The following is a 13,447-nucleotide window of genomic DNA, read 5'->3' as shown; positions in this document are numbered from 1 at the left end:
TCTGGTCCCATTATTATTTAAAATCTGGTACTTTTAATTGTACCAGAAAATTGTCATAATTATCTATAAAATTTAGGGGAGGGATCAGCAGTGACCAATAAAACATTGAATAAAGATGATTTGCAGAGGAAAAGAAAGAAATACATACCAAAAGGAATAGGGAATGGGAATACCAATATAGCCGACTATGCTAGAGGAGCAAGAGTATTCGATAATGAAGGCCGTGAATGGATTGACTTTGCTGGAGCCATCGGTACGCTTAATGTAGGGCATACGCATCCAAAAGTGACGGAAGCCGTCAAGAATCAGGCGGACCGCTACCTTCATCCAGGCTTTAATGTGATTATGTATGACAGCTACATCAATCTGGCTGAAAAGTTGTGCACGATTACGCCTGGTTCATTCGATAAAATGGCTATGCTATTTAATTCCGGGGCCGAGGCTGTAGAAAATGCGGTCAAAGTAGCCAGGAAATATACGAAACGACAGGCTGTTGTTTCCTTTGAACGCGCATTCCACGGACGTACGAATCTAACGATGGGTATGACCAGCAAGGTGAAGCCTTATAAATATAACTTCGGACCTTATACGCCGGAGATTTACCAGGCTCCATATCCTTATATGGCCAATAAACCCGAACAGATGACCGATGAGGAATATATTGACTACAGTATCATGCGCTTTAAGGAGTATTTCGTCACCGCGGTCGCACCGGAAACGGTAGCATGTGTCGTAATGGAGCCGGTCCAAGGTGAAGGCGGTTTCATTATTCCTCCAAAACGCTTTGTGCAGGAAGTAAGAGACTTCTGTAGCGAGCACGGCATTGTTTTTGTGGCTGATGAAATCCAGACGGGTTTTGCACGAACAGGACGGTTATTTGCAAGTGAACATTTCGATATTGAGCCGGATGTTATGACGCTGTCGAAATCCCTTGCAGCAGGTATGCCGTTAAGTGCGGTAGTCGGAAAAGCAGAAATCATGGACGCTTCCTCTCCAGGGGAACTTGGTGGGACCTATGCCGGGAATCCGGTCGCCTGTGAAGCGGCTCTTGCTGTCATTGAGGTTATGGAAGAGGAAAACCTAAGCGATAAAGCTGAACACATTGGTGCTACACTGGAAGATAAATTAGAAGAGTTGAAAGCCCGCCACGATTATCTTGGCGATATCCGCAGACTTGGCGCGATGGTTGCGGTAGAAATTGTTGATGCGGAAGGGAACCCGGACAAAGCAAAAACGGGTGCAATCACATCCTATGCCAACAATAATGGACTGCTGCTTCTTTCTGCTGGGGTAAAAGGAAATGTCGTTCGTTTTCTGACACCGCTTGTAATCACGGATGAGGAATTGAATGAAGGAATGACGATTTTAGGACAGGCTTTTGACGAAGCGGCAGACTAATCGAAGAGAGGAGGAGGCTTTATGGGGAATACGATCCAAGTAAAAAACCCGGCAACCGGGGATATCTTGAAAGAGGTAGATGTGACCTCAGCTTCCGAAATTGAAACGGCCTTAAGAGAGGGAGATGAGGCATTCAAATCATGGTCAAAGGTGAATGCTCATGAGCGTTCACGTCTTTTGAAAGAATGGTCTGAGAAAATTAAAGAAGAAACGGAACAGCTGGCGGAAGTAATGACGCTTGAAAGTGGAAAGCCGCTTAAAGAATCACGTGGAGAAGTCGCCTATGCGGCAAGTTATATCGATTGGTATGCGGAAGAAGCGAAACGAATCTACGGCCGAACGATTCCTTCTAACACTGAATCCAAACGCATTGTTGTAACTAAAGAGCCTGTCGGTCTTGTGGCTGCCATCACCCCATGGAACTTCCCTGCCGCTATGATGACGAGAAAAGCTGCACCTGCCTTAGCCGCGGGCTGCACGTTCGTGGTTAAACCCGCCGAAGAAACGCCGCTTACGACGATCAGATTGGTGCAATTAGCCCATGAGGTTGGGATTCCAAAAAATGTGGTTCAATACGTGAATGGATACGGAGCAGATGTTGGGCCGATTTTCACAGATAGTCCACTCGTACGTAAGATAACCTTTACCGGTTCTACGCCAGTAGGCAAGTTACTAATGGAAAACAGTGCGGCAACCATGAAGCACGTATCCATGGAACTAGGAGGTCATGCGCCGCTTATCTTGGCAAAAGATGCCGATATCGATTTCGCTGTCGAGCAGACGCTTGCTTCGAAATTTCGGAACGCCGGGCAGACATGCATCTGCGCGAATCGAGTGCTCGTCCATGAATCCATAGCGGATGAGTTTTCAGAGAAACTTACCGCTCGCATCAAAGAGCTTAAGGTCGGAAATGGTCTTCATGAAGAAACGGATGTTGGGCCGGTTATTAATGCGGATGGTTATGAAAAGATCCATACGCAGATTGAAGATGCAGTGGATAAGGGTGCGAAGGTTCTTTATGGTCATCAATACGATAAAGATGATGAAAAAGGCTATTATTTTGTTCATCCTACTGTACTCGAAAACGTCGGGGAAGGCATGGACATCATGCAGGAGGAAACGTTTGGTCCCGTAATTCCACTGACAACTTTCCGTGAGAATGAAGAAGCGGTCAACATTGCCAACAATACACCGTTCGGGCTCGCCGCTTACTTCTTCACCAATGATTACCGAACCGGTATTTACTACCAGGAGCATCTGAAGTTCGGAATCCTCGGCTGGAACGATGGAGCACCATCTGCAGCGCATGCACCGTTCGGTGGTATGAAAGAGAGTGGCATTGGACGTGAGGGCGGTCCTGAGGGGATCGAACCTTACATTGAAACGAAGTATCTTTCTATCGGAGGCATTGAATAGTTTTTTTAGTTGTTGAAAAAGTTATTTCTTGTTCAAAACCAAGTAGTTTGAAAACTTTAGTATTCATGGGTGGTGCGGCAAGTGCGATTCTACTAGTGCTTGTCCACTTCCCAAAGGTACAAGGGATTTACGAGGCTATTAGCAATGAACCATCTATAATTTCTGCTTTAATTTACTGAATATTTAGCAAACAAGACAATACATAGCTTCCACGTAATCGTTGTAATTTGTGAGTTATACAATATGTGATTGAATGTAACGATCAGAAAGTTTCTTTTATTAAGAAAAGAGAAATTTGTAACACAAACCTAGGAGGACCTTTTCCATGGAAGAACAAAAATTAAAGAAAGTCCTATCAAACTTTGATTTATTATTTCTGGCCCTCGGAGCCATGCTTGGTTGGGGATGGGTGGTACTCTCTGGTACTTGGATAACGGAAGCAGGCTCACTGGGAGCGGTTATAGCCTTTGTAATTGGCGGTTTTCTTGTCATCTGTGTGGGGTTAAACTATGCAGAACTAGCTTCAGCAATGCCCAAGGTGGGTGGAGAGCATGAATACGTACATAAGGCATTAGGAGCCAAGTACTCTTTTGTAGCCTCTTGGGCAATCACCCTTGGATATGTATCCGTAGCAACATTTGAAGCCGTTGCTCTACCGACTGTTATTGACTACTTACTACCAAATTATCAGGCTGGTTATCTGTGGACCATAGCTGGCTGGGATGTTCACTTAAATTGGGTGTTAATTGGTTCAGTAGGAGCCTTAATAATTACGTTCATTAATTATATCGGTTTAAAGCAGGCAGCAGTTCTGCAGACGGTTTTTACTTTGATGATTATTGCCGTAGGACTCATATTAATTTTTGGCTCTGCCTTCCTTGGAGACCCAGGGAATCTGTCTCCATTCTTCGTTGGAGGTGCAAGCGGTATCATGACCGTGTTAGTCATGGTCCCCTTCTTGTTTGTTGGATTCGATGTGATTCCACAGGTGGCGGAAGAAGCCAATCTCCCTCGCAGGAAAATCGGTACACTATTAATTGTATCTGTAAGCAGTGCTGTCATATTTTATCTTGCGATTGCCTTAGGCGTGGGATTAGGATTAAATCCTGCTCAGCTGACGAATGCACAACTCGCTTCTGCAGATGCGATGGGAGCGCTTTTTAATTCAAATACTTTTGCCCAAATTCTGATCCTTGGCGGTGTGGCCGGGATTATCACAAGCTGGAACTCTTTCATTATTGGAGGTAGCCGCGTCCTCTATGCGATGGCGAAATCCGGAATGCTGCCCGCCTGGTTTGGTTATCTGCATCCGAAGTACCATACACCTTCAAATTCGATATTATTTATCGGCGTTCTTTCTATGCTAGCACCACTATTAGGTAGGTCCGCACTCGTATGGATTGTAGATGCTGGCGGCTTAGGAATAGTCGTTGCCTATTTCTTTGTAGCCCTGTCTTTTATTGTTTTAAGGAAAAAGAAACCCGAGATGGAGCGACCATTCCGCGCAGCAAAATCACCAATCTTTGGCTACTTAGCTCTCGTATTAAGTTTAGGGTTCATAATTCTATATTTCCCTGGGATGCCAGCAAGTCTTATCTGGCCGTATGAGTGGATCATGGTAGCTGGGTGGACTTTACTTGGCGCTTATTTCTTTATTCAGATGTTGCGTGGAACGTATCAGAAGAAAATGAATTCTTCACAAAAGCGGGCTTTATAGAAGATGGAAAAGGGGGGGGGGAAGACCATGAATGTTGAAATTTTAATTTTATTTATTAACGCAACGCTGGTAACCGTCATTTCATCCGTTGTTGTAATTGCTATTCTCAGAAAGCAATATCTGCCTATTATCAAAGAGATGGAAAAGGAAGAGAATCAGGAAGAGTATACGGAATCGGAAGAAAAACGAATCAACAGTAATTTATAATAGAGGGGAATCAATATGGCCATTACGATATTTGCGCTCGTCTTACTGCTTTATGTAGTTGTAGGAGCTTTCATTAGCCGTTATGTTAAAAATAGTGATGACTTTTATACCATGGGAGGAAGAGGATCGACCATTCTCATCGTCGGTACGCTTGCAGCCACGTATCTTAGTGCTGCAACGCTGCTCGGGATAGCGGGTCAATCTTATAAAGAAGGTCCACTTGTTATTGCGACACTCGGATCATTTGGTGCTTGGCTCGGAACTCTGGTCGCTGTCGTCTATATGGGAAGAAAAATGAAAGCGTTAGGTTGTAAGACGATGCCGGACTTCTTTGATAAGCGATTCAACAGTAAGTGGGTCAGCATTATTGCTATTATCATAATGATTGTAGGTTTGGTTGGGTACGGTGTTATTCAGTTTATTGGAGCAGGACTGGTACTAAGTGAAATAACGGGTATCAATTTCCAATTACTCATTGTCTTATTTACAATTGCGTTGATTGCCTTTACAGCCTTTGGCGGTATGTATGGAGTGGTCGTAACGGATACGCTCATGTTCTTCACGATGCTTACGATCTCCATTGTGATTGCTCCGATAATTATTGGACAGGCTGGGTTTGAACAAATGAAAGGTTTATCAGAAACCATGCCTAATTACTGGACGATCGGCGGTACGGAGAATCGCTCGATTGGTTGGTCAATTTCTCAGTTTCTCGTTTGGATTATGTTCTTTGCCTGTATGCCGGCGCTCGTATCGCGTGTATTTCCGGCTAAAAATGATTTCGTCATTCTAAAAGCAGCTATCATCGGTGTCTTTTTCGCACCTTTCATGCAGTTGACCGTCTTTATCGCAGCAGGTGGTATGCAAGTATTGCAACCAGGTATTACGCCTACGGACAACGCGATGATTGTTGGGTTTATGGAGTTTACACCTTCAGCCGTGGCAGGTGTAGGACTCGCTGCACTCATGGCTTCAATCATGTCCACAGCTTCTACATTATTTGTCCTGGTAGGTTTCGCGTTATCCAGAGATTTGTATGAAAGACTGTTTGAAAAAGAACTTAATGAAAAACAAAGTCTTACTGCAGCAAGAATTGGTCAAATCATAGTAGCGGTCGTCATCTGCGCGATTGCCCTTGCTCGCCCATCCGCGATTTACTGGATTTCTATTTATGCAGGATCCATTTTTGCGGTTGGCTGGCTGCCGACTATCGTAGCATCTTTTGAATGGAAGAAAATGAACAGTAAAGCCGCTATGATCAGCATGTTATCCGGGGTTGCTTCGTTTCTTCTCTTTGGGGAGCTGATCAGAGCAGGGGTTATGACGCTGCCGACCGGTGTGGACGAACTGATGCTGGCGCTGCTTGTCTCTGTACTATCTCTCATAGGCGCTGGGCTCGTAACGAAGCCGAATGCCCATGAACTGAATTATTACACAGAGATGAAGCGTTCAAGTATGGCATCGATAACTATCAAGGAATTTTTGAAGCAGCCGAACGGTCTTCAAAAGATCAAAAAACAGTATAAACAGTTAATTACTGTTTCTGTACTATTTACATTCATATCCGTCGTGGTATGGGGATACTTTTTTATAAAACTCGGACTCTAATAATCTATTGAGACAGGGAGATGGTAAACGTGAACACGATTAATGAAGAACGACTCTTCCGTATGCTTTCCAAAAGTTCAGAAACAGGGGCGATTCCGGGAAATGGTCTAAGTCGACTAGCACTATCTGATCAAGATCAAGAGATGAGAAATATATATAAAGAATGGTGTGAAGAAGCAGGATTAATGTTACGGATAGACGACTTAGGAAATATGTATGCCAGAAGGGCAGGAAAGAATAACCTCCCTCCTGTGGTGGTGGGATCCCACCTTGACACACAGCCAGCAGGAGGGCGATTCGATGGCATCCTCGGAGTTTTGTTGGCTCTGGAAGTGGTGCAGACTTTAAATGATAATGGCATAGAAACCGAACGACCTCTGGAAATCGTTAATTTCACAAATGAAGAAGGTGCTCGATTTGAACCTCCTATGCTCGGATCTGGTGGGATCGCCGGGGTATTTGATCAAGCGTATGTATATAGTAGAAAAGATGCTGATGGCTTTAGTTTCTTAGAAGAATTGGAAAGAATCGGATATAAAGGAGAAGCAGGAAACCGACTCGGTGATTTCCATTTTTTTCTCGAGCTACATATTGAACAGGGCCCCATTCTTGAAGATGAAGACAAACAGATTGGAGTTGTGGAAGGGGTTCAGGGCATCAATTGGCTGGAAGTGACTCTTAAGGGGGAAGCGGATCATGCCGGTCCGACCCCGATGCACTTACGAAAAGATGCGCTGATGGCTGCTGCAGAAATTATGAATCAATTGGAAAAAAATATTGCGACTACCGATATTACCGTAACCGTTGGTAAGATCTCCGTTTCTCCAAATTCGGTTAATTGTGTTCCTGGCGAAGCTCATTTTACCGTAGATATCCGAAGCGCCAATGATAAACTTCGAAAGGAAGCCTTTGAAGAAACGAAGAAAACGATTCGCCGTGTCTCTGAGGATAGAGAGGTGGGCGTGGAGATGACAGAATTGTGGGAAACTGAAAAAATTGATTTTGATAGTAATATTACGGAAGTTATAGAGAACAGTGCAACTGAACTCGGGTATTCTTCAAAAAGAATACTTAGCGGTGCCGGGCATGATGCCAAGTACGTCAACAATCTCGGTCCCACAGCCATGATCTTTGTGCCGAGCGTAAACGGCAAGAGTCATGTGCCCAGCGAATTAACACTGGATCGAGATATTGTGAGCGGAGCCAATACGCTCTATCATACGGTCCTTACATTATCTAAGGAATAAAAACAAAAGTAAGGTGTGAACTTATTTATGGAAACCAGTAACGAGCTTGTGCGTAATAAAATAGAAGAGCTATGGGAAGAAGAAAAGTTGTTCTTGAAGACGCTCGGAAGTTTTCCCAGTACATTAGGAAATGAAAAAGGTGTTCAACAGTTTGTTTACAACTACTTACAGGATATTGGGCTGGACACAGAGGTGGTCATGATCGATCCGGACCGATTAAGAAAGTATGAAAACTTTGGTGAACCTGAATGGTCTTATGAAGACCGCCCAGTAGTGGTAGGAGAATGGAAAAATAACGGACCAAAAAAAGGAAAAAGCCTCATTCTGCAAAGCCATATGGACGTGGTAAGTGCCGAACCTGAAGATCAATGGGAAACTTCGCCATATTCGCCGGTAATAAAAGACGGAAAAATGTACGGTAGAGGGATTCTGGATATGAAAGGCGGGTTTGCGGCTATTGTGATGGCTGTTAAAGCACTCCGTGAATCTGGCATTGAACTCGGTGCAAATCTGCAAATTCAGAGTGTCATCGAAGAAGAATGTACCGGGAACGGGGCACTTGCCTTACTAGATCAGGGGTACACGGCAGATGGAGCCCTTATCCCTGAGCCCACCCAATCTCGTTTGATTAAGGCACAAGTAGGCGTTATATGGGTTCGGGTGAAAGTAAATGGAGCCGGTGCCCACGTAGAACGTGCGGAGAGTGCTCAAAATGCCATTATGAAAGCGAATAAATTGATGGAATCGCTGATGGAGTACCGTGAGCATATTAATAACCGTCCAAAACATCCCGATTTTGAGCATCACCCCCATCCACTCAACGTCAGTGTTGGTCTGATTGAGGGAGGGAACTGGGCATCCAGTGTTCCGACAGAATGTACGTTTGAAGCGCGAGTCGGCTTCTATCCAGGAACCGATCCGGAAGATGTAAAAAAAGAGGTCGAGCAATGGTTGTTGGATGCTGCTGAAGAGGATGATTGGCTTAAAGAAGCAAAGCCGCAATTTACGTTTTATGGCTTTTCTGCCCCAGGCTATACGATTTCGAAAGAAGAAGAGATTATGGAGGAAGTGGCTGCCTCGCATTATGCGGTAACTGGAAAAGAGGTAAAAGACCTGTCGTTTACTGCTACCACGGATTTGCGGGCGTTTGGTGAGTTCGATATTCCTGCCACGTGTTATGGTCCGAGTGGGGGCGATATGCATGCGCCGAATGAGTATATTGAGCTTTCAAGTTTAAAAGAAGTGACGCATACGATTGCTGAGTTTATTTTACGGTGGTGTAAAGAAAAGTAGCTTGAAAGGATCGGAAGCTGTGAATGTCTCTGCTTCGCAAGAACAGGCCGTTTACATGGCCCAGGATTATTTGGATTATAGTCCATTTTGAATATGGCCCAGGATTATTTGGATTATAGTCCATTTTGAATATGGCTCAGGATTATCTTGATTATTCTTCTTTTTCAAGATCAGGTTTAATTGACCAATTGACTTATGAAGGATTCAGTACAGAAGATGCAGTCTATGCGGTGAACCAAGTTGGTTTGTAATGGCAGAAGGAGCAGTAAATAGCTGCTCCTTCTTTTATTTACAGCCCTCTAAAAGAATTGAATTTTCAGACTAATTAACCTATACTAACAAATAAACCCTATTTTTTTGACCGCTACATACCAACCAGTCAGTATCTAAAGGAGGTTCTTATGAAAACAAACGAAAAACAAACCGATTCCTCTACAGAACAAAAGCCTATTAAGCTTACCGCTCATGAAAGAATTCACCTGCTTGCTGATGACGGATCCTTTCTTGAACTCGGAAAATCTGCCCATTCATCTGTCCCGGGAATGGAAGAACGGACGCCTGCCGATGGGCTGATCGGCGGTTTGATCCGTGTCGATGGCCGGGAAGCGGTCGTTCAGGCCATGGATGTGAGTGTGTTATCTGGAACGGAAGGGGAGGTCCACCTCAGGAAGAGTGAGTATTTTCATCAATACGCAAAAAAGAGGAAGCTGCCGCTATTTAATTTATGTGAAGGCGGAGGGCTGCGGATGCCGGACGGGATGGGTTCAGACGGAATCAGTGACAAGCTTTTTCCGAACTGTCTGCTGGATCACTCCAGAGAAACCCCAATCTTTACCGCCATTCTTGGGGACAGCTTCGGCGGTCCGACGTGGATGGCCGTGACATCGGATTTTGTCACACAGGTGCGCGGAACGGGAATGGCCGTTGCCGGGCCGAGGATGTTGGAGATGGCGAGTGGAGAAGAGATTAAAGCCGAAGAACTTGGGGGGCCTGATATGCATGCGGCATATACAGGACAGATTGATCACGTCGCTGACACAGAGGAAGAAGCGATAACGGCTATGAAGCGGTTTTTCAGCTATCTGCCTTCTTCATATGAAGACACGCCTCCTTTTAAAGTATCTGTGCCTTCGCCCTCATCTTCAGGGGAAAACGCAGCGAGGGTTGTTCCTTCGAACATGAGACGTCCGTATGACATGAATAAACTCATTCGTGAGATTGTCGATCCGGAATCTTTTATGGCTTTCCGACCTTTTTATGGAAAAGCACTCCTGACAGGTTTTGCGCGTATGGACGGGCGGGTCACAGGAGTGGTGGCGAGTCAGCCGCTTCATATGGCGGGGGCTCCAGGTCCGGAGGAGTGTGATAAGGCGGTGGATTTCATCTGCCTCTGTGATTCCTATCATATTCCATTGATTTTTCTTCACGATACTCCCGGGTTCAGGATCAGCAGTCAGGCAGAAAAGCGGAAAATGCCTTCAAAGATTATGAATTGGAATACTGCGCTTGCTAAATCCACTGTTCCCAAGTACTCCATCGTCATTCGCAAAAGCATTGGAGCGGCGTATGGAAACATGAGTGGTCCAGGCATGGGGGCGGACGTGGTGGCTGCCTGGCCGGAGGCTGAAATTAACTTTACCGGCCCCGACGTCGGTGTGAATGTTGTGTACGGAAGGCAGATCAAACAGGCGGACAATCCTTCTGAAGCCCGTGCGGCTTATTTGGAACAGTGGAGCTTCGACAGCTCACCAGCGAAAGCCGCGGGTAAGTTCTTGGTTCAGGAAATCATCGAGCCGGAACAGACCCGGGATTTTCTGCTTCGGTTTTTACGAACGGCGTCGGATAAAAGTGAAAGACGGCTGGCCGACTGGCCGATGTCCACATAAGGAGGAATCGAATGAAAAGCGAAATGAAACGGCATCAAATAGAGAACATGTACCCTCTTGGAAAACACCCGCTTCTCGTATACGTCCAGCACCACGCAGAGGAGCGCCCGCATGAGGCTGCTTACTTTTATTATGGATCCACCCTGACGTGGGCGGAGCTTTTGAATGATATTGAAAAGATGGCTGGATTTTTGTCACAGAAGGGCTTTGAAAAAGGGGACCGGATCGGACTCTACATGCAGAACAGCCCGCAGTATATCATTGCCCACTATGCCATCCAGTCGATCGGCGGAATCGTCTGTCCGTTGAACCCGATGTACAAGTCGAGCGAGTTAACCTATTTAATGAAGGAAGTCGGCTTGAAAGGACTGTTTACCGGCGGGGAACTGTTAAGTGAGGTGAGAAAAACAGACAGCGACCTTCATGCGGTTCTTGTCGTTTCCTACGAAGATTATATTCCTGAGCATACCGAATGGGAAGTGCCGGGTGACTTGAGGGTTCCGGCTTTGACATTAAAGGAAAAGGAAACCCACTGGAGTGATGCTGTAAACGAAGCAGAACCGCAAAAAGCGTCTGAAAATATCGATTTGGATGATACGGCTCTGCTTGCTTTCACATCAGGAACGACCGGAAGACCGAAAGCGGCGATGCTCACATATGAGAATGCGCTTTACAAAACGGCAGCGGCTGTGGAAGCGAATGGGGTGGAAGAGGAAGAGACGTGGCTTGCGGTGATGCCGCTCTGTCATATCGCGGGAATGGTGATGGGCGTGAACATTCCAGCATTTACCGGTTCCCCCTGTGTGTTGTTTGCGAGGTTTGATCCCCGGCAGGTGGTTAAAGCACTGACTGCTTACGATGTGTCGGTGTGGTACAGCATCGCCCCGATGAATGAGGCTGTGTTATCCGTGGCGGACGGGGAAAAAGCGGATGCTCTGCGACTCAATTTGTGTACGAGCTTCGGTATGCCTGTGACAGAAGATCTGGCAGAACGCTGGCGCTCTTTTGCGCCGGACTGTTCGTTGTATGAAGCGGCTTACGGACTGAGCGAGACGCATACCGTGGACACCTATATGCCCGGTGACGGTGTGAAATTCGGATCTGTCGGCCTCCCCGTTCCTGGGTCATCACTGGCTGTCCGCGATCCATTAACAAAAGAACAGCTGCCCGTCGGTGAGTCCGGGGAAATCGCAGTGAAAAGTCCCGGTGTTTTCAAAGGCTACTGGGGTCGGCCTGAGGCGACAGCGGAAGTGTTGGTGGACGGATGGATGCATACGGGTGATATCGGCTATTTCGACGAAGACGGCTATTTATATTTTCAGGGGCGTCTGAAGGAAATGATCAAATCGTCAGGATTCAGCATTTTCCCTGAAGATGTCGAAGCATTACTGAAGGAACATCCCGCCATCTCCCAGGCGGCTGTCATCGGTGTGCCGGATGAATCAAAAGGGGAGGTCGTCAAAGCGTTCATTGTTCTGAAAGAAGAAGCAGCACTGGAGAAAGAAGCATTGATTCAATGGGCAAAAGCCCATATGGCCCGCTATAAAGTTCCGGGTTTTGTCGAATTCCGCACGTCTCTTCCTCAGACAGGAGCAGGTAAAATCCTAAGGCGCGTGCTGAAAGAAGAATCCTGAGACGGAAAAAGAGGCACAACAAGGTGAGCCTCTCCACTTATAAATAATACGGGTGATCCCACGGCAGTCATCCCCTGATAAGCAGCACGTGACCATCCATACGAAAGAGACATCCATAAAAATAAGAGGCGCAGCTGAATGCGCCTCTTTTTAATGAATTTCTTTTTTCTTAAAGCGTCCGCCCCGCACTTCGGCAATATCCCCGATGGCCATGAAGGCTTGTTCATCGTGCTCCTGGACGAGCGCTTTCAGCTTCGCTTCCTCCAATCGGTTGATGACGCAGAAGATCACTTTTTTCTCATCATTGGAAAAGGCTCCTTCTCCTTTTAAAAAGGTGACGCCGCGGCCGAGGCGCTGGATGATGGCTTCACTGATGCTCTCGTATTCATCGCTGATGATATGTACAGCCTTCGATTCATCCAGTCCTTTAATCGTAATGTCGATCATTTTATAAGCGACAAAATAGGCAAGCAGGGAATACATCGCCCGGTCCCACCCGAAGACGAAGCCCGCGCTTCCAAGGATGAACAGGTTGATGAACATAATGATTTCCCCGACAGAAAAGGGGATTTTGCTGCTGATCAGAATCGCAGAGATTTCTGTCCCGTCGAGACATCCTCCGTAGCGGATGACCATTCCTACACCGATGCCGAGGATAAATCCCCCGAATAATGTCGCAAGCAGAATATCATCGGTAAAGGCAGGCACCGGATGAAGCACGGTTGTGGCCGTTGAAAGGATGGCAATGCCGTACACCGTTGACCAGGCAAATGTTTTTCCAATCAAGTTATATCCAAGAAAGAAAAAGGGGATATTCAATAGGAAGATGAACAGCCCGAGTTTCCATTCCGTCAAATGCGACAGGATAATGGAGATTCCGACGATTCCACCATCGATGACCTGATTCGGAACGAGGAAAATTTCCAGTCCTACCGCCATAATGATGGCACCGAGCGTGATGAAAACCGCGCGTTTCGTAAACTCTTTGGACGTAATTTTCAGATGCTGGACTTGTTGACCGCTGATGGCAGGTCCCTCCAT

11 protein-coding genes are annotated in these 13,447 nt (G+C 46.1%); 10 read left to right on the top strand and 1 reads right to left on the bottom strand.

Annotation, left to right across the window (positions count from 1 at the left end; all coding sequences use genetic code 11):
* Positions 1–90: 90 nt before the first annotated feature.
* The 10 genes from gabT (at position 91) to ACXAGL_RS01205 (ending at position 12,406) form a co-directional block, all read left to right on the top strand.
* Complete coding sequence (gabT, locus tag ACXAGL_RS01250; RefSeq protein ID WP_474989505.1) at positions 91–1,398, top strand: 4-aminobutyrate--2-oxoglutarate transaminase; 1,308 nt, start codon at positions 91–93, stop codon at positions 1,396–1,398.
* A gap of 21 nt (positions 1,399–1,419) precedes the next feature.
* The gene (locus tag ACXAGL_RS01245; protein WP_474989503.1) at positions 1,420–2,814 is read left to right on the top strand and encodes an NAD-dependent succinate-semialdehyde dehydrogenase; all 1,395 of its coding nucleotides are present in this window, start codon (positions 1,420–1,422) and stop codon (positions 2,812–2,814) included.
* Positions 2,815–3,139: 325 nt separating this feature from the next.
* Positions 3,140–4,531, top strand: coding sequence for an APC family permease (locus ACXAGL_RS01240; protein ID WP_160889225.1), 1,392 nt, complete (start codon positions 3,140–3,142; stop codon positions 4,529–4,531).
* A gap of 27 nt (positions 4,532–4,558) precedes the next feature.
* Complete coding sequence (locus ACXAGL_RS01235) at positions 4,559–4,738, top strand: hypothetical protein (protein ID WP_160889224.1); 180 nt, start codon at positions 4,559–4,561, stop codon at positions 4,736–4,738.
* Positions 4,739–4,753: 15 nt separating this feature from the next.
* Positions 4,754–6,346 carry a sodium:solute symporter family protein gene (locus tag ACXAGL_RS01230; protein ID WP_474989501.1) on the top strand — a complete coding sequence of 531 codons (1,593 nt, stop codon included), beginning with the start codon at positions 4,754–4,756 and terminating at the stop codon, positions 6,344–6,346.
* Between the two features lie 20 nt (positions 6,347–6,366).
* Complete coding sequence (locus tag ACXAGL_RS01225) at positions 6,367–7,593, top strand: allantoate amidohydrolase (RefSeq protein WP_474989499.1); 1,227 nt, start codon at positions 6,367–6,369, stop codon at positions 7,591–7,593.
* Between the two features lie 27 nt (positions 7,594–7,620).
* On the top strand, positions 7,621–8,886 hold the full coding sequence (locus ACXAGL_RS01220; protein ID WP_474989497.1) for an ArgE/DapE family deacylase: 1,266 nt from the start codon (positions 7,621–7,623) through the stop codon (positions 8,884–8,886).
* Positions 8,887–9,017: 131 nt separating this feature from the next.
* Positions 9,018–9,137: an Ltp family lipoprotein gene (locus ACXAGL_RS01215; protein WP_474992321.1), complete on the top strand. Its 120-nt coding sequence runs from the start codon at positions 9,018–9,020 to the stop codon at positions 9,135–9,137.
* Positions 9,138–9,287: 150 nt separating this feature from the next.
* A complete protein-coding gene (locus ACXAGL_RS01210; RefSeq protein WP_474989495.1) occupies positions 9,288–10,772 on the top strand; it encodes an acyl-CoA carboxylase subunit beta in 1,485 nt (494 codons plus the stop codon).
* A gap of 11 nt (positions 10,773–10,783) precedes the next feature.
* Positions 10,784–12,406, top strand: coding sequence for a class I adenylate-forming enzyme family protein (locus ACXAGL_RS01205; RefSeq protein ID WP_474989493.1), 1,623 nt, complete (start codon positions 10,784–10,786; stop codon positions 12,404–12,406).
* 150 nt (positions 12,407–12,556) lie between these two features.
* On the opposite strand, the gene ACXAGL_RS01200 is transcribed toward ACXAGL_RS01205, so the two are convergent.
* The gene (locus ACXAGL_RS01200) at positions 12,557–13,447 is read right to left on the bottom strand and encodes a YitT family protein (RefSeq protein WP_027955232.1); all 891 of its coding nucleotides are present in this window, start codon (positions 13,445–13,447) and stop codon (positions 12,557–12,559) included.

This window comes from Halobacillus sp. ABA4_118, assembly GCF_056160205.1.
Note: the sequence above shows the minus strand (reverse complement) of the source record. Positions and strands in the feature narration are given on the sequence as shown.

What these genes read in the sequence shown, in the direction of transcription:
- ACXAGL_RS01230 (WP_474989501.1), top strand. Translation starts at nt 4,754, where the DNA reads ATGGCCATTACGATATTTGCGCTCGTCTTACTGCTTTATGTAGTTGTA.
- ACXAGL_RS01240 (WP_160889225.1), top strand. Translation starts at nt 3,140, where the DNA reads ATGGAAGAACAAAAATTAAAGAAAGTCCTATCAAACTTTGATTTATTA.
- ACXAGL_RS01220 (WP_474989497.1), top strand. Translation starts at nt 7,621, where the DNA reads ATGGAAACCAGTAACGAGCTTGTGCGTAATAAAATAGAAGAGCTATGG.
- ACXAGL_RS01205 (WP_474989493.1), top strand. Translation starts at nt 10,784, where the DNA reads ATGAAAAGCGAAATGAAACGGCATCAAATAGAGAACATGTACCCTCTT.
- ACXAGL_RS01215 (WP_474992321.1), top strand. Translation starts at nt 9,018, where the DNA reads ATGGCTCAGGATTATCTTGATTATTCTTCTTTTTCAAGATCAGGTTTA.
- ACXAGL_RS01210 (WP_474989495.1), top strand. Translation starts at nt 9,288, where the DNA reads ATGAAAACAAACGAAAAACAAACCGATTCCTCTACAGAACAAAAGCCT.
- ACXAGL_RS01200 (WP_027955232.1), bottom strand. Translation starts at nt 13,447, where the DNA reads ATGGAGGGACCTGCCATCAGCGGTCAACAAGTCCAGCATCTGAAAATT.
- ACXAGL_RS01245 (WP_474989503.1), top strand. Translation starts at nt 1,420, where the DNA reads ATGGGGAATACGATCCAAGTAAAAAACCCGGCAACCGGGGATATCTTG.
- ACXAGL_RS01235 (WP_160889224.1), top strand. Translation starts at nt 4,559, where the DNA reads ATGAATGTTGAAATTTTAATTTTATTTATTAACGCAACGCTGGTAACC.
- ACXAGL_RS01225 (WP_474989499.1), top strand. Translation starts at nt 6,367, where the DNA reads ATGGTAAACGTGAACACGATTAATGAAGAACGACTCTTCCGTATGCTT.